The 15876-nt window shown below is 68.2% G+C and carries 17 protein-coding genes; 9 read left to right on the forward strand and 8 right to left on the reverse strand.

The features are described from left to right. Positions 1–172 precede the first annotated feature (172 nt). The gene (locus EJC77_RS19235; protein ID WP_240630377.1) at positions 173–1150 is read left to right on the forward strand and encodes an MIP/aquaporin family protein; all 978 of its coding nucleotides are present in this window, start codon (positions 173–175) and stop codon (positions 1148–1150) included. A gap of 20 nt (positions 1151–1170) precedes the next feature. On the opposite strand, the gene EJC77_RS19240 is transcribed toward EJC77_RS19235, so the two are convergent. From EJC77_RS19240 to EJC77_RS19250, 3 genes are all read right to left on the reverse strand, one after another. Continuing rightward, on the reverse strand, positions 1171–1605 hold the full coding sequence (locus EJC77_RS19240) for a YchJ family protein (protein ID WP_125616599.1): 435 nt from the start codon (positions 1603–1605) through the stop codon (positions 1171–1173). A 10-nt stretch (positions 1606–1615) separates the two neighbouring features. Continuing rightward, positions 1616–2404: a FadR/GntR family transcriptional regulator gene (locus tag EJC77_RS19245; RefSeq protein WP_240630378.1), complete on the reverse strand. Its 789-nt coding sequence runs from the start codon at positions 2402–2404 to the stop codon at positions 1616–1618. Positions 2405–2481: 77 nt separating this feature from the next. Beyond that, the gene (locus EJC77_RS19250) at positions 2482–3522 is read right to left on the reverse strand and encodes a LacI family DNA-binding transcriptional regulator (RefSeq protein ID WP_125616602.1); all 1041 of its coding nucleotides are present in this window, start codon (positions 3520–3522) and stop codon (positions 2482–2484) included. Positions 3523–3673: 151 nt separating this feature from the next. Between EJC77_RS19250 and EJC77_RS19255 the strand changes: the two genes are divergently transcribed. From EJC77_RS19255 to EJC77_RS19270, 4 genes are all read left to right on the forward strand, one after another. After that, positions 3674–4843, forward strand: a complete 1170-nt coding sequence (locus tag EJC77_RS19255; RefSeq protein ID WP_125616605.1) for a Gfo/Idh/MocA family protein — start codon at positions 3674–3676, stop codon at positions 4841–4843. Continuing rightward, positions 4840–6057 carry a dihydrodipicolinate synthase family protein gene (locus tag EJC77_RS19260; protein WP_125616607.1) on the forward strand — a complete coding sequence of 406 codons (1218 nt, stop codon included), beginning with the start codon at positions 4840–4842 and terminating at the stop codon, positions 6055–6057. The genes EJC77_RS19255 and EJC77_RS19260 overlap by 4 nt, the downstream gene beginning before the upstream one ends. Further along, positions 6054–6893 (forward strand): sugar phosphate isomerase/epimerase family protein, encoded by an 840-nt coding sequence (locus tag EJC77_RS19265; RefSeq protein WP_125616610.1) that lies wholly within the window; start codon positions 6054–6056, stop codon positions 6891–6893. The genes EJC77_RS19260 and EJC77_RS19265 overlap by 4 nt, the downstream gene beginning before the upstream one ends. Positions 6894–7140: 247 nt before the next feature. Further along, the gene (locus tag EJC77_RS19270; protein WP_125616613.1) at positions 7141–8226 is read left to right on the forward strand and encodes a helix-turn-helix domain-containing protein; all 1086 of its coding nucleotides are present in this window, start codon (positions 7141–7143) and stop codon (positions 8224–8226) included. Positions 8227–8537: 311 nt separating this feature from the next. Here EJC77_RS19270 and EJC77_RS19275 read toward each other — a convergent pair whose 3' ends face one another. Genes EJC77_RS19275 through EJC77_RS19285 form a run of 3 tightly spaced genes read right to left on the reverse strand, consistent with a single transcriptional unit; the run spans position 8538 to position 11510 of the window. Further along, entirely contained in the window at positions 8538–9350 is an 813-nt protein-coding gene (locus tag EJC77_RS19275) for an ExeA family protein (protein ID WP_125616616.1), read from the reverse strand. Continuing rightward, a complete protein-coding gene (locus tag EJC77_RS19280) occupies positions 9347–10798 on the reverse strand; it encodes a DDE-type integrase/transposase/recombinase (protein ID WP_125616619.1) in 1452 nt (483 codons plus the stop codon). Before EJC77_RS19280 ends, EJC77_RS19275 begins: the two co-directional genes overlap by 4 nt. Before the next feature lie 46 nt (positions 10799–10844). After that, entirely contained in the window at positions 10845–11510 is a 666-nt protein-coding gene (locus EJC77_RS19285) for a helix-turn-helix domain-containing protein (protein ID WP_125616622.1), read from the reverse strand. Here EJC77_RS19285 and EJC77_RS19290 point away from each other — a divergent pair. From EJC77_RS19290 to EJC77_RS19305, 4 genes are all read left to right on the forward strand, one after another. Beyond that, positions 11503–11694, forward strand: coding sequence for a hypothetical protein (locus EJC77_RS19290; RefSeq protein ID WP_125616625.1), 192 nt, complete (start codon positions 11503–11505; stop codon positions 11692–11694). The two genes, EJC77_RS19285 and EJC77_RS19290, sit on opposite strands and share 8 nt — an antisense overlap. Before the next feature lie 5 nt (positions 11695–11699). Beyond that, positions 11700–12080: a hypothetical protein gene (locus EJC77_RS19295; RefSeq protein WP_125616629.1), complete on the forward strand. Its 381-nt coding sequence runs from the start codon at positions 11700–11702 to the stop codon at positions 12078–12080. Between the two features lie 341 nt (positions 12081–12421). Then, entirely contained in the window at positions 12422–12802 is a 381-nt protein-coding gene (locus tag EJC77_RS19300) for a helix-turn-helix domain containing protein (RefSeq protein WP_125616632.1), read from the forward strand. Positions 12803–12846: 44 nt separating this feature from the next. Beyond that, on the forward strand, positions 12847–14067 hold the full coding sequence (locus EJC77_RS19305; protein ID WP_125616635.1) for a hypothetical protein: 1221 nt from the start codon (positions 12847–12849) through the stop codon (positions 14065–14067). Positions 14068–14137: 70 nt separating this feature from the next. Here the strand turns inward: EJC77_RS19305 and EJC77_RS19310 are convergent, their stop codons facing one another. Both EJC77_RS19310 and EJC77_RS19315 read right to left on the reverse strand, forming a co-directional pair. After that, the gene (locus EJC77_RS19310) at positions 14138–15082 is read right to left on the reverse strand and encodes a hypothetical protein (RefSeq protein WP_125616638.1); all 945 of its coding nucleotides are present in this window, start codon (positions 15080–15082) and stop codon (positions 14138–14140) included. Continuing rightward, positions 15072–15638: a DUF6932 family protein gene (locus tag EJC77_RS19315; protein WP_125616641.1), complete on the reverse strand. Its 567-nt coding sequence runs from the start codon at positions 15636–15638 to the stop codon at positions 15072–15074. The genes EJC77_RS19310 and EJC77_RS19315 overlap by 11 nt, the downstream gene beginning before the upstream one ends. Positions 15639–15876: the final 238 nt, after the last annotated feature.

Here is a 15876-nt window from a genome sequence, read left to right on the forward strand (position 1 = left end):
CCCGTCACCCACGCCACGCCGCTCACACGGCAACAAAGCCGCAGGTCACAGCCCTACTCGCCGACCTTTCCGGGGCCCTGGCCCCAGATCATATTCGCTCTACACTGGTGTCCATCACTTGTGCCATTCAGCAATGTCGTCGTCATCGACGACTGAAGAGGGTGAAAAAATCGTGAGTGATATATCCGTTTTACGCAATTCCATCCGCCATGGCAGCGGCCTGAAGGCCAACGGGGGCCTGTGGGGCGAATGCCTGGCGGAATTCTTTGGCACGTTCGTGCTTATTTGTTTTGGTGACGGCGTGGTGGCCACGGCCGTCGCCGCGCTGCCGGGCAGCGGCCGCACGTCCTCGAGCACCACGATCTTCGCCGCCGCCGGCGACTGGCTGCTCATCACGTGGGGTTGGGCGTTTGCCGTGGCCCTGGGCGTGTATGTGGCCGGCGGCGTCAGCGGCGCCCACATCAATCCGGCCGTCACCTTGGCGTTCGCGGTCCGGCGCAAATTCGCCTGGAACAAGGTCATCCCTTACATCGTGGCCCAGGTGGCCGGCGCCTTTGCGGGGGCGGCGTTGGTGTACTTGGTTTATTTCAATGCGATCGACGCGTTTAACGAGGCGTCCAAGTCGGTCCGGGACGGCACCGGTGGCAACACGACGTTCTCCATATTCGCCACGTTCCCGGCGGCCTATTTCCACGGAAATCACATCGGCCCGCTGGTGGATCAAATCGTGGGGACGGCGTTCCTGGTGATGTTTATCGTGGCCATCATCGATTTACGGAATACCGCCGTGAAGGCGAACCTGGGCCCGTTCATGATCGGCATCGCGGTCGCCGCGGTGGGCATGTCTTTCGGCGCCAACGCCGGCTACGCCATCAACCCGGCCCGTGACCTGGGCCCGCGGCTGTTCGCCTGGGTGGCGGGGTGGGGCCAGACGGCCATGCCGGGCACGGTTCCGGGCAGCTTCAGCTGGTACTTCTGGGTGCCCATCGTCGGCCCGCTCATCGGCGGCGTCATCGGCGTGGTCCTGTACGACCTGTTCATCGGCGACATCCTGCACGCCCGCAAGTTGCTCGCCGAGGGACCCGAACCGGGCCGTACCGGCGGCGGGTCCCATGCCGCGCCGGACGCGGGCACGGCCGCGGAGGAATAGCGGGACGGGGGCGCGGCCCGTCAATCCTGCGAGAGCGCCTCGACATACAGCCACTGCCGGTCCACGCGGACGAACCGGCTGGTTTCGGCGAGCCTGCCCCGTTCCCGGCCGGACCGGTAATGCGCCACGAACGCGACGACCCCCTGGTCATCCAGCGGGCCGCCGCGCTCGGTCCGCACGATGTCCAGCCGGTACCAGTGCTGGTCCGGGTCGAGGTCGAGGACGGCCGGACGCGTGTCCGGGTGCCACGTGGACAACAGGTACCCGGTGTCACCGACGGCGAACGCGGTGAAACGGGACCGCATGAGCGCCTCGGCCGTGGCCGGGCGGGCCCGCGCGGGCGGCCTGCGCCCGCCGGCACGCACGTACCGGCCGCAGCAGGCCCCGAACGTCTCGCCACCCTGGCACGGGCACCGGTCGTCGCCGGCCGGGGCCGGCCACGCCGCCGTGCTCACTGTGCCGTACTCACTGTGGCACCGCGCCGTGCGCCGCCCCACCGTGTTCAGCCCGGCGCGCCTGAGCCCTGAGTGTTCGCGCCCGGCGTGTTTGCTCATCGAACCACCGGATATGGTGCCGCAACCGCTCGGCCGCCGCGCCGCCGTCGTGCTTGAACACCGCGTCCATGATGCCGTGGTGCTGCACACGCAGACCGGGCACGATCGCCGCCCACGTGGCCTCGTCGTCGATGGACTCGCTCACGTAATCCTGGACGGCCAGGCGCAACGACTCCATCATGGCCGTGATCACGGCGTTGCCGGACAGCGAACTGAGCAGCACGTGGAACTGGGCGTCGAGGGCGTGGAACGTCTCCCGGTCCATGCCGGGATCGTCCATGCGGGCCAGCAACGCCTCGGCGCGGGCCAGCGCCTCGGCCGGGTGTTCGCGCTCCGCCGCCTCCTGGGTCGCCCACGTCTCCATGAGGATGCGCGTGGCGATGATGTCGTCGACCGGGAACATGCGCGTGGCCATGTGGAGGCGCAGCGTCGTGCCCATGCCGGCGGCGGCGTTGGCCACGACGATGGCCCCCGAGTTCGGACCGGACCCCACCGAGGTGCGCACCACGCCCATCGCCTCCAGGACCCGGATCGCGTCGCGCACGGACGCCCGCGAGATGCCGTGCGATTGCGCGAGCATCCGCTCCCCCGGCAGCCGGCCACCCACCGTGAGCTTGCCGCTGCGAAGGTCGGCCTCCACGGTGCGCAGGACGGCCTCGTAGCTGCGGGCTGCCGCCGGGGCGGGCAAATCGGGAATCACGGGGGTCCTTCACTGTGCACGGGGTAGCTGGGTTGGGGCAGCATCCAGCCTAGTGCCGGATCCAGCCGAGTACCGGCCTACCCGGCGCCGGTGCTGCGGCGCATGGTGACGGAGCCGGCAATGGTGGCCGGGCCGGCGTCGTCGTTCAACGTTCCCAGCGTGGCGAGCCGGCCGATCTCCTCCAGCGGCAGGGTGGCCGTGGTGAGTGCCGGGCGGAAGTCGCGCAGCCATTCGATGTCGTCGAAGCCGGCGAGGGCGGCGTCGCGCGGGACGCGCAGGCCGTTGTCGCGCAGTGCGGCCGCGACGCCGATGGCCATGACGTCATTGGCCGCGAAGATGACGGGCCGCGGCCCCGGATTCTCGCGGATGCCGCGGGCAATCTCCACGCCGGCCTCGAAACCGCCGTTGCGTCCGAACGGCGCCCGCACGATTGTCGCCGCGGGCCGGCCGGCATCGGCGAGCCCGCGCTGGATGCCGCGGACCCGATCATCCGAGGTGACCAGCCCTTGCGGCCCGGCGACGATGATGAACGGCCCCTCGTGGTCGCGGCCGACGGCGCCGGCCAGTTCCCGTGCCAGACGCTCGTTCGGCACGACGACGGTGTGGTAGCCGGCCGTCTCCGTCACCCCGACGACGGGTTGGCCGACGACGCCCACGCGGCCCCCGTTGCGGCAGTAGCGGTCCAGCTCCGCGGCCAGCTCGATGTTGGCGGCCGCGTCCTCGCCGTGCGTGGATCGCGACCCGGCGATCACGATCGACTCGGCACGGCGGGCCGCAAAAGCGGCCACGGCCGCCTTCTCATCGGCGGGCGTGCCGTCCGTGGTGGCCAGCAGCACCATGCGACGCCGCTCCCGCGCCGCGTCCTGGACGCCCCGGGCGATGGCGGAGAAGTAGGGGTCGGCGATGTCGTGGACGATCAGCCCGATGAGTCCGGTGCTGGAGGTGGCCAGGGCCTGGGCCTGGGCGTTGGCCACATAGCCCAGCGATGCGGCCGCCGCCCGGACGCGTTCGGCGATGCCCGCGCCGGGCGTCCTTGCGGACCCGTTGAGGACCCGCGAGGCGGTGGCGGGGGAAACACCCGCCAACTTCGCCACTTCGGCCAGGGTGCTTGCCGCCACGGGTTGTCCTCTCTGCGCGTGGATGTTCCACGCCCAGTATGGCAGTTCTTTCGGAAAGCGCTTGCTAAGGTGTGCGGAACCGTGCACACTGATAACAACGGGAATGCGCTTTCCCAGTGGCTTGAACCAGACCGAGATCCTTGGAGGACACATGGGCGTCGAAACGAAGACGATCCGCATCGCCATGAACGGCATCACCGGCCGCATGGGCTACCGCCAGCACCTGCTGCGCTCCATCCTGCCCATCCGGGACGCCGGCGGGGTCACACTGGAGGACGGCACCCGCGTCCAGGTGGAGCCGATCCTGGTGGGCCGTAACGAGGCGAAGATCCGCGAGCTGGCCGAGAAACACAAGGTCACCGAGTGGTCCACCGACCTGGGCGCGGTCATCAACGACCCCACCGTGGACGTCGTCTTCGACGCCTCCATGACCAGCCTGCGCGCCGCCACGTTGAAAAAGGCCATGGCGGCCGGCAAGCACGTCTTCACGGAGAAGCCCACGGCCGAAACGCTGGCGGAGGCCATCGAGCTGGCCCGCATCGGCCGCGAGTCCGGCGTCACGGCCGGCGTGGTGCATGACAAGCTCTACCTGCCCGGCCTGGTCAAGCTGCGCCGGCTCGTCGACGAGGGCTTCTTCGGCCGCATCCTGTCCATCCGCGGCGAGTTCGGGTATTGGGTGTTCGAGGGCGACCACCAGCCCGCCCAGCGCCCGTCCTGGAACTACCGCACGGAGGACGGCGGCGGCATGACGACCGACATGTTCTGCCACTGGAACTACGTGCTCGAGGGCATCATCGGCAAGGTGTTGAGCGTCACCGCCAAGACCGCCACGCATATCCCGACCCGCTGGGACGAGGCGGGCCACGAGTACACGGCCACGGCCGACGACGCCGCGTACGGCATCTTCGAACTGGAGACCCCGGCCGGCGACCCGGTGATCGGCCAGATCAACTCGTCCTGGGCCGTGCGCGTGTACCGCGACGAGCTGGTCGAGTTCCAGGTCGACGGCACGCACGGCTCCGCCGTCGCCGGGCTGCGCAAATGCGTGTCCCAGCAGCGGGCCAACACGCCCAAGCCCGTCTGGAACCCGGACCTGCCCGTGACGGAACCGTTCCGCGACCAGTGGGCCGAGGTGCCGGCCAACGCCGACCTCGACAACGGCTTCAAGCTGCAGTGGGAGGAGTTCCTGCGCGACGTCGTCGCCGGCCGTGAACACCGCTTCGGCCTGCTCTCCGCCGCCCGCGGCGTGCAGCTGGCCGAGCTGGGCCTGCAGTCCTCCGCCGAACGCCACACCCTCAACATCCCGGAGATCGTGCTGTGACCCCCTCGCTTCTGCTTCCCACGAACGACGGCGGCACCCGCGCCTACCAGCTGGGCCCGGCCACCACGTGGGCACGTCCCGTGGCACCGCTGACGGCCCGCCGGGCCTACGCGGCCGCCCACGTGATCCCCGAAACCGGGGCCGACAACACTCCGGGCGCCCCGGCCCGGCTCGACTGGGACGCCACCCTGGCGTACCGGCATGAACTGTGGTCGTACGGGTTGGGCGTCGCCGACGCCATGGACACCGCCCAGCGCGGCATGGGCCTGGACTGGGCCGCCACCGCCGAGCTGATCAAGCGAACGGGTGCCGAGGCGGCAGCCGTGGCCGCCGCCGGCGGCGCCGCCACGGCCGGCAAGTCCATCCGTGACCTGGTTGCCTGCGGCGCCGGCACGGACCAGCTCGACCCGGCCGCGCTGCCGGCCGGGGCGGCCGGCCTCCGGGCCGTGATCGACGCCTACCGTGAGCAGATCGCCGTCGTCCGCGAGGCCGGGCCCAAGGTCATCATCATGGCCTCCCGGGCGCTGGCCGCCGTGGCGCGCGGCCCGGAGGACTACCTGAGCGTGTACTCCGCGCTGCTGCAGGAAGCGGACCAGCCCGTCATCCTGCACTGGCTGGGCACCATGTTCGACCCCGCGTTGGCCGGGTACTGGGGATCCGACGACGTCGCCCGGGCCACCGAGACCTTCCTGGGTCTGATCCGCGAGCACGCGGACAAGGTCGATGGCGTGAAGGTCTCGCTGTTGGACGCCGCCCACGAGGTCGCGCTCCGGGCGGCCCTGCCGGCCGGCGTGCGCCTGTACACCGGGGATGACTTCAACTATCCCGAATTGATCGACGGCGACGGCACACACCACTCGGATGCGCTGCTGGGCATCTTCGCGGCGATCTACCCGGCCGCGTCGGTGGCGCTGCAGAAGTACGACGCCGGGGGCGCGCCCGGTGCCCGGGCCGTCCTGGACTCCACGCGGGAGTTGGGCAGGCACATCTTCGCGGCCCCGACATTTTACTACAAGACCGGCATCGCGTTCCTGTCATGGCTCAACGGCAAGCAGCCGGGCTTCCAGATGGTCGGCGGGCTGCAGTCCGGCCGCTCGGTGGTCCACCTGGCCCACACGTTCGAGCTGGCGGACCGGGCCGGCCTGCTGCTGGATCCGCCGTTGGCCGCGCACCGGATGGGTGACTTCCTGCGCGTGGCCGGGGTGGGCGCATGAGCGACTTCGGGAGGCTGTCGCTGAACAGCGCGACCACGAAGAAATGGACGCTGGCCGAGGCCGTGGCCGGCTGCGTGCGCGCCGGCATCCCGGCCATCGGGCCGTGGCGCGACCGGGTGGCCGAGGCCGGGCTGGAGAACGCCGCGCGGATGATCAAGGACGCCGGGCTGCGGGTGTCCTCGCTGTGCCGCGGCGGGTTCCTGACGGCGGCGGACGCCCCCGGCCAGGCGGCCGCGATGGCCGACAACCGGGCCGCCATCCTGGAAGCCGTCGCCCTGGACACCACGGAGCTGTTCCTGGTGGTCGGCGGCCTGGCGCCGGGCGAGAAGGACGTCATCGCGGCCCGGGCGCGCGTGGCCGACAGGCTCGCGGAACTGGTGCCGTTCGCCGTCGACCACGGCGTGCGGCTGGTGCTCGAACCGCTGCACCCCATGTACGCGGCCGACCGGGCGCTGATCTCGACCCTGGGCCAGGCCCTGGACCTGGCCGCGCCGTACGACACGTCCGCCGTGGGCGTGGCCGTGGACACGTTCCACGTCTGGTGGGACCCGCAGCTGCGGGCCCAGATCGAGCGGGCCGGCCGCGAAAACCGCATCGCCTCCTACCAGGTGTGCGACTTCAACCTCCCCATCGCCGCTGACGCACTGCTTTCACGCGGCATGATGGGCGACGGCGTCATCGACTTTGCCACGATCGGCGCCTGGGTGCGCGACGCCGGCTACACGGGCGACATCGAGGTGGAGATCTTCAACCAAGACATCTGGGACTCCCCCGGCGACGAGGTGCTGGCCACCATGAAGGAACGGTACGCCGAGCTGGTGCTGCCCTACGCGTAGCGGTGGTCGAGCCTGTCGAGACCCCCGGTGATTGAGCCTGCCGGTGGTCGAGCCCGTCGGTGGTCGAGCCCGTCGAGACCCCGGTGATTGAGCCTGCCGGTGGTCGAGCCCGTCGAGACCCCGGGACGCCAGCTGCTCCCTACGGTCGCCAGCCCCACAGTGACCTGCCCACACATCAGGCGAGTCCATCGGAAAACACTCTTGCATGCAATTGCGAAGATCGCAAACGGTGTCTAGCATGAGACGTATGAACACATCCGTCGACCGTGTCCGTGAGGTCATCGCCTCGACCGGACTGAGCCAAAGCGACTTCGCCGAGGCCGTGGGGTTGGATGCGCCCAAAATGTCGAAATCGCTCGGAGGGGCCAGGCGGTTCAGCTCACTCGACTTCGCGCGGATCGCCGAGGTCGGCCACGTCACCGTGGACTGGCTGCTCAGCGGGGTCGAGCCGGCATTTGCCACCGCGGCCCGACGCACGACCGGCAGCGGCGGTGAAGCCGCCATGGCCGAGGCACGCCGCATCGTCGACTTGCGATCCGTGGCCGGCGACTTGGGCTACCCACAGGAGCCAGGGCCACCGCTGGGCGTCAGCTTGGGCCACTCCCCCCGCACTGACGGCGAGGCGCTGGCCGGCGCGGCCTTGCACGTCACCGGTGAAGAACTTCATGATGGGGACCTCGTGGACCTGATTGAGCGACACTTCGGAATCGATGTCGGCATCGCAGACCTGGGCGAGGGCTTCGACGGTCTGTCCGTCGTCACCCCCGACGCGCGAGCCATCCTCGTGTCACCGACGGCATTGGCGGCACGCCAGCGTTTCACGCTGGCGCACGAGCTGGGGCATGTCCTCGCCGAGGACGACCAGGGCGTCCACCTCGACCAGGACATCTACAGCACCTCCCTGCGCAAGGACCCCACCGAGGTGCGGGCCAACGCGTTCGCCGCCGCTTTCCTGATGCCGGCCGCCCTGCTCACAGCACGCGTCACGCCCGGATTCGACGAATCACACTTCTGCAACCTCGTCCTGGACTGCCAGGTGTCGCCGTCGGCACTGGCCATCCGCCTGGGCACCCTGTGCCTCATCGATTCGATCGCCGCGGACAGTTTCAAGGCCATGACCTACGCCCAGGCCGCCCACCGAACCCACCGAGCGGCCGACGTCGCGCGGTCATCCGCCAAGAGCAGTGTGCTCCGCCCCCCCGCCGCACTGGCCCGCGACCTGTTCGCCGCCTACAGCGACGGCGAGACGACCCTGCGCCCCTATGCCACGCTCCTGGGTGTCGATCCCGCCGAATTGCGCGCGGGACTCGAAGCAACCGCGGAAGCCATGTAGCCCGTGGCGGCGCTGATCTTCCCCGACAACACAGTCCTGATCAACTTCGCCTCGGTCCACCGCCTCGACCTACTCCGTGCCTGGCTCCGGGATCGCGGGCGCTGGACCGAGGCCATGGCGTACGAGGCCCAACGATCCGCCAGCCATTGGCCGGACCTGCGCCCCGTGTGTTACCCGTCGCGTTGTTTGACGATGGCGGCGTCGGTTTCGGTGACGATGGGCCGGGCATGAAAATGCCCCGCCGGAGGTTTCCGGCGGGGCATTCGTTGTCGGGCTGACGCGGTGGTGGTCATCGGTGACGGCGGTTTTCCCTACTCGCTGTTCTCGGTGATCGCGGACTGGGCCGCGGAGAGGTCCACGATGGCCTTGTTCGCGGCGTAGGTCGCGATCAGGGCGGAGACGGCGAGGTTGTTCACGGCCCGCGGGTAGCCGCGGGCGGCCTGGTGGATCGCGGCGGTGGCGTCGTCGGAGAACAGGGTGTCGGATCTGCCGGCGAGTTTGAGGTGGTGGCGGATGTAGTCCGCGGTGGCGGCCGGGTCCATGCCGGTGATCGTGAACCGGGTGGAGATCCGCTGGTCCAGGGCGGCCAGGACGGCGAGTTTGAGCCGGCGGCGCAGGGTGGGCTGGCCGACGAGCAGCAGTGCGAAGTGCGAGCCGGTGTCCATCTCGGTGTTCGTGAGCATGCGCAGCGACTCCAGCTCGGTGTTGCCGAGCAGGTGGGCCTCGTCGAGGACGACCACGGGCAGGCGGGCGCGTTCGTCCAGTTCCCCGGCGAGCAGGGACGCGCTCTGGTGGGCCAGGACCCCGGAGTAGAACGCGGGGGTCCCGCCCAGCGCCGTCACGATCTGGGACTGGATCCCGCGCATCCCGATCGTGGGGTCGGCGATGTAGATGACCTGGTGGCGGGAGGCTTCCAGCTGGGCCAGTGCGGCGCGCACGGCCACGGTCTTGCCGGCGCCGACTTCCCCGGTGATGACCCCCATCTGGCGCTGGGCCACGCACCACTGGATCCTGGCGACCGCCTCGCGGTGCCCGGGGTGCGGGTGCAGGGCCTGGGCCGGAATGTTGCGCCCGAAGGGCATGGCCGTGAAGCCGTAGTGTGACTGCAGATTTTCGATGCTCACAGGGCACCGCCCGGGGTCCGGGCCGCAGCCGTGCCGGTGCCGGCGGCCAGCTGTTCGAAGCTGATCGGGGCACCGGTCATGGTGTCCGTGTGCCGGGTCTGGACCAGGCGCAGGTAATCGATCCCGGAGGCCGCGTTCCTGGCTCCGGCGTCGGCGTCCTTGGCGGCGTTGACGGCCTTGGGGTGCACGTGCCGGCGGATGTCAAGGAGGACCGCTTCCCCGGCCGGGACGCCGCCGGCGGCGGTGACGGCCACCGGCCCGGCCAGATCGAACGGATCGTAGACGAGTTCCACGCGGGTGCCGGCAAGTGCCGGGTCCACCTGGTAGGTGTTGCCCTGCAGGGACACGGTCGCGGTTTTGGTGACCTTGCGGGTCGCGGACCAGCGGAACGCCTCGGCGACCACGTCCGGATCCCGGCGGTCCGGGCGCCGGTTCGCCCAGCCGGCGTCCCAGCGGGCCAGGGGCGTCATCGCGGTGGTGGAGTGCACGGTGCGGTGGTAGACCATCTGCACCCAGGACGTGAACAGGGCGTTCAGCTCCTCCAACGAGCCGACCGCGGTCCCGGCGGGATCCTCCCCGGTGCCCGGAACGGTCGTCTGGACGGGGGCGTCGATGACGGTGATCTCGGAGAGGAACTGGGATGTCACGGTGTTGAAGAACCGTTCGATCTTGCCCCTGCCCTGGGGCCGGTAGGGCCTGGAATGGATCAGTTTCATGCCCAGCCTCGCGCAGATCCGGGCCAGCGATGCGTCAACGAAGGCGGAGCCGTTGTCGACATAGATGGCGTCGGGGATTCCGTGGGTCTGCAGGGCCGGGCGCAGCGCGGCCGAGAGCCTGACGGCGTCCTCGGCGAATGCCCAGCGGGCCGCGGTGACCAGGCGGGAATGGTCGTCCAGGAACGCGAACAGGTAGGTTTTCCGGCCGCCGATCCGGGGCCCGTGGAGTCCGTCGCCGACCCAGATCTCGTTCGGCCGGGCCGCTTCGAACCGGCCGGTGGCCTGTGCGGCCGTGCCGGTGGGGATGTCCAGGGTGCGGAAGCGGCGCAGCAGCGTCGACTCGGACGGGGCGTCGCCGAGGGTCTCGGCCATGATCCGCCGCACCTGGGCCGCGGTGCGGTGCGGGCGCTCAAGCTTCAACGTCGCGGCCAGCGCCAGGACCTGGGCCGGGGTCACCGGGGACTGGGCCCGTGTTCTGGGTTTGAGGCCCTCGAACCCGTCACGGTGCCAGGCCCGGATCCACCGGTCCAGGGTTTCGCGCGAGTACTGCACCGTCTCCCCGTCCGGGCCGGTATGCCCGGCGGCGGCCAGGGCGCGGACCATGGGCCCGCGCTGGCGGGTGCTCAGGGACTTGTCCGCGGCGTCGCGGATGAGCTGGTAGCGGAACAACGCGGTCCTTTCCGCCCGGTCCTTGCGGGCCAGGGGTCCGCGCTGCGGCTCGGATTCCGTCATGGGTCACTATCCTTTGCGGGTCGGGAAACGAAAAGCCCCGGCAGGGTCAGCCGGCGCTTTCCCCACCCTTGCCGTCCCCGGGCGCCGGGGTAAGGGCCAGTTCGTGTTGCTCCCGCCCGACCCACCCGGACGCGCTGAAGAACCACGGGCCGGACGCGGTGAGCCCGGCCGTCTGCCACGCCAGGGTGGCGACGGAGAAGCGGTACGCGAGCACGCCCGCGTACGCCGCCACCGCGGCCAGCGCCCGCCCGGCCGGTGTCGGTGCCGGGGCTGGCCAGAGTCCGGCCGCGTCCGCGCCGTCACGGTGGGCCAGGGCGGTGAACACCTCGGCGATCGGGCCGGCGGAAGCGGCGAATGCGCGCAGCCATCCGCGCACCGTGGAGGCGGGCCGGCCCAGCCGGGCCGCGATCCTCCGGTGCCCGGCACCCGTGGCGGTTTTGGCTTCGACGGCGGCGGCGATCACCGCGGCCGTATCGGCCCGCCGTGCCGCCAGTTCCACGCCCAGCAGCACGTGGGTGGCCGCGCATCCGGTGCAGCGGCCCCGGCGCGGACGGTGGCGCACCAGGGACAGGCCTGCCCCGGTGCCGTGGCGGACCAGCCGTTCCCGCGCCCAGCCCCACGGGCGCAGCCTGCCCCTGCACCCCGGGCACGCCAGGCGCCCGCCGGCCAGATCGGATTCGACAGAGGCACCATCATGATTTACCGTGAGCATCGGCGCGGCCTTTACGCGTCAGAGCGGCCCGGCGTGGAGCTTCGAAATTCTCACGCCGGGCCGTTCGTTGTATCCGGTCATCGTCAGCCTGACGCCGCCGACGGCACTAAATCAAGACCCCGCGGGAAAACCCTTCATCGCCAGAGGCAAAGACGCCCCCACCGCCAAACACTGCGACGCGTAACACCCGTGGCCCAGGAACAATGGCTGGGCGAACCGATCCAGATCGCCAACCCCACGGATATTGCCGGCGTGGAACGGCTGCGCCGCGTGGTCTTCGGCGGCGGACCCGACGAACCGTTGAAGCACCTCGGCGAATCCCAGACGTGCTACCTGCTCCTCAACGACGCGCAGTGGGCGGGCTCGGAGTGGGTGACCGACGACGGCGATGCGCTGGACTACGCCCGCTTCAAGGGCATCACAACCCGGGAGACGATCGACATCATCAAATCCGTCATCGCCGACGGAGACTTGACGGCCGACCAGGGGTTCGACTTGATGCGCCAGATGACCCAGGTCCACGGCAGGAGCCTCAGGATGCCCGAACGGGCCGCAGAACTACTCCGGTGAGTGTTGGGCGGATGTCCGTGTGGGAGTGGGTATCCCGGCAGGTGGCGGAGCTCCGGAGGGCACACGGGCTGTCACGGGAATCCATCGGCACCTGGGTCCGCGTGCGGGGGTGGCGCGGCCCGTCGGTGGATCGGGAATCGGACATCCGTGCGTTGATCAACTTGAACACAATTACCGCCGCCTCCCACGGCTCAACGCCCTATTCAACCCGGCCGCGCAGGCCGAAGCACTGCACAAATCCGAACAAACAAAAAGGCCGTTGCTCGAACCCGTCATTCAACGGGTTCGACCAACGACCTGTGGTGGGACTGTTCTCATCGCAGTCAAACCCTCTGTGCGACGTGCATCGCTGGCTGGTTGATCGGTCGGAGTCTGACAGCCGGCCCAAGCGGATCTACAAGCCAAGTAGGGTACTGCGCCAGATCACGGCTGCCATCGCTCAGGACATCGTCAACGGCTACCGAGAAAGCAAGACCGTCTACGAGCTTGCCGCCCAGTACCACTGCCACCGCACCACAGTCAGTGATGTTCGCAAACGAAACGGGATCACGCTCCGCCGCACCCCGGCAACCAACGACCAGATCCAGGAGATGATCGGCCTCTACGAATCTGGTCTCTCCCTCGCCAGGGTGGGTGAACGCTTCGGGATACACGCAAGCACCGTGCTGAACCATCTGAGGTCCCGAGGGGTGCCAACGCGCGAGTCCCACGGACGCAGCTGATCAGAAGCAACCAGATACTCAGTAATCGCGGTCAGACTGGACGTATGGATCTCGCTCTCAACAATGCACAACTCCTCGTACTTCAGTGGGTCGCTGATGGCGCTGACCTCGACAATCCGCCTAACGACACCTTCAAGACGAGCGCCGTAGGGCTCCAGAGCCGCAGCCTTGTCGACCTCGACAAGCGACGCGGTCACTGGAGCATCGCGATCACCGAGGCAGGGAAGTTCTATCTGGAGCATGGACGCCATCCCGATACTGAGGAGCCGAACCCTAAAAGCCAGTCATCGCCAAAGCGAAAGCCGCGGGCGATCGAGAGAGGTACTGCGTCTGACCAGACAAGCGAACCCGAAAGCCCGCCAAAGCCTGAGCGCATCCTCAAGGACGAGACCATCCCGCTACCGAATCAGATCCGACGTCCGCACAAGGCAGTGCGCGAGATCGTCGACCACAAGGCTCGCCTCGACGTACCGATGGAGCAGCGACAGCGCGCACTGCTTATCTTGCACGCGCTTGCCCAGGAAGCGATCCGCCGCGGGTGGGAGGTGATTGCCAACCCCTCGACGTTCGAAAAGGATCCGTGGAACGGACGTCGGTCACGCGTCTCCTCGGGGCCAGACCTCTTCTCGATCGACGCCGGAGATACCCCAGCTGCGATTCGCCTACGGATGCAGCAGAAGCGTGTCGACCACGTACCCACCGAAAAGGAGTTCGCGGACGAAGCTCGCTACAAGTGGCGGAGCTATCCGAAATACGACCACGTTCCGACGGAACGAATGCGTTTGGAGGTCAGGACAGGCTCGTACGACGCGCTCACGCTCGACGACACCCTCGCCACCCGCATCGAGGACAAGCTCCTTCGCGCTGTCGAGAAGATCGAGCAGATGTCGGTCGACGCTCGAGAGGCTGTCGAACGCCGCCGCCAGCGGGAGATCCAGAGACTCGAGGAGCAACGCCGTGCCGAAGAGCTCCGAAAGCGGGCAGCACGTTACGGCAGTTGGGCAGGGCAGAATCGCTCGAACAGCTCCACAGTGACTTCGTGCGACACCGCGAGATGGCAGACGTCGTCGCGAGCCTTCGCTGTCACCGAGCGCCGTGGCCCCGAGCATGAGTACGCCGAAATCCTCCGCGAGTACCTCGCGTGGTCAGAGACGCACCTCGAGGAATCAGATCCATTCCGCCGCATCTGGCTGCCCCAAGGTGAACGCCCCGATGTGAGCTACGACGAGTGGCAGGCCTGGAAGCGGCAACATCCACAGCACTGATGACCGGCCAAGCGTCCAACGCCTCCTGCCGCTCGAGATGAGCTGGCCTCTTGTGATGTGTAGCCACGAGCTAGGACCCCAAGATCTCGAATGAGATTGCCGAGTACTTCGACGTCCCTTCACCTACTGGTCCGCTTTCTTCGGTGACAGAGACGTCTACGGCAATGACCATCCCGGTGCGCAGCGTGGCGGTGTCTTCCGCAGCAATCTGCTTCGCGTCGATTCTTACGATCTCACCGCCGTCGATCTCCAGCTGCCATGCGGAGATCTCGCTCACCGTGCGCAGAACACCGCGAACTGTCGTCGGCTCGCGTTCAAGCTTGCGAGATGCGATGAGCTCGCTGATGTGCGCGAGTTCCGCAATGTTGAGGCGAGTGCGCAGCCGCGGCTGTCGAGGCTGAGTCCACGTCAGGTCCGGCTCGAACTCGAACTTCACCATGCTGAGTGAGAAGTCTCGGAGCGTCGTAGCTACACGAGGCCCGTATGTCTGGATCCTGGAGAGAAACTCACTGGCGTCCGCGTCAGGGCCGATCTGACGTCCGTCTTCGAGTAGTGTCAGGGCGTCCTTCATCGCAGTGTCAACGAGCTGCGTCTCATGGTCGTTGAAAAACTCTCCCTGTCCGTCCGGAGCGATCTCGTCCGCGGGAGACATCGCGGGAACGATCTGAAGTACCAGACTCCCCGGGAGCGGTGACCCGTTCAGACTCAGCCGGGTCTTCGCCACGACGTCTGCAGGAGGCTGGCCCCGCAGCGTCGTATGCCCAGTCGACGAAAGCCCCGTCGCCAGGACTAGGCGCTGGAAATTGCGCATGACGTCGGCGATGCCGTCAAGAGCCGCGGAGTGCCCAGTGATCCCAGCGCCGGTTAGCCGCAGAGACCCGGATGACATGTCGCGGCGGAACATGCCGCGCTCGGCGCGGAAGCTCTCTATGCTCATCCGCGCGAGGTCGTCGGCATCCTGCCAGTCGGGTTTTCCGACGAGCCCCTCTTTGAACTTCTCCCAGTCAAACGCCATGGAAACCGTCCAGTGGGACTTCGAAATAGCCTCGCCTTGGTAGGGCGTCGGCGATCTGCGGAGGGTCGCTCTTGCCTCCAGAGCGCTTGCGCATCCAGAAGTCGTCCCAGTACCCGCGGTTCAAGATGTACGACTGATGCTCGACTGACTGAGCACGGTCTGCCTCCGGGTAGAGGTGCCATTTGCAGTATCGGGTGTCCACGCGCAGCCCAGTCTGTGCCCGCACTTGGTTCTGGGCGAACATCTGGAGAAGCAGCCCGGCCTGAGGATCAGCGACGACCTGATCAACCAGAACGTCCTGGCACCAGTACACGAGGTCGATGTCGTCAGGATCCATCTTGTCGGTGAGGAAGCTGCCACCGATCCAGACGCAGACTACGGGCACCACGGAGCGGATGCCTGCTGTGGCCGACTCGAAATGCTGCCAGATCTCGATTCGAGTTGCCGATGCCTGAAACCGCGGAGCATCAACGTAGCTCTCCTTGATGGCGTCAAGCGTGGCTCCGTACCTGCCGAGAGGCAGGAGGCCAGTCTGCGTATCGAGCGCAGGAAGCACCGCCCACCTCCTCGTGCTAGGTCGTATCGATCAAGTATATGTGTGAGTCCCAGCGACCCGGTTGCAGTCCGCGGCCCAGCCGCACCATGTCGTGCAACGTCAAGAGCAGGAGGTTGACGGCATGCTCATCCACCTTCGCTGACGGGCTGAACGAGGCTAGTGGCGTGTCTCCAAAATAGTTCATGTTTTGAGGGTTAAGCTTGGGTCATGTCGAATCACGCCCCCGCATTGCCCCTCA

It is taken from the genome of Specibacter cremeus (assembly GCF_003946885.1).
GTDB lineage: Bacteria > Actinomycetota > Actinomycetes > Actinomycetales > Micrococcaceae > Specibacter > Specibacter cremeus.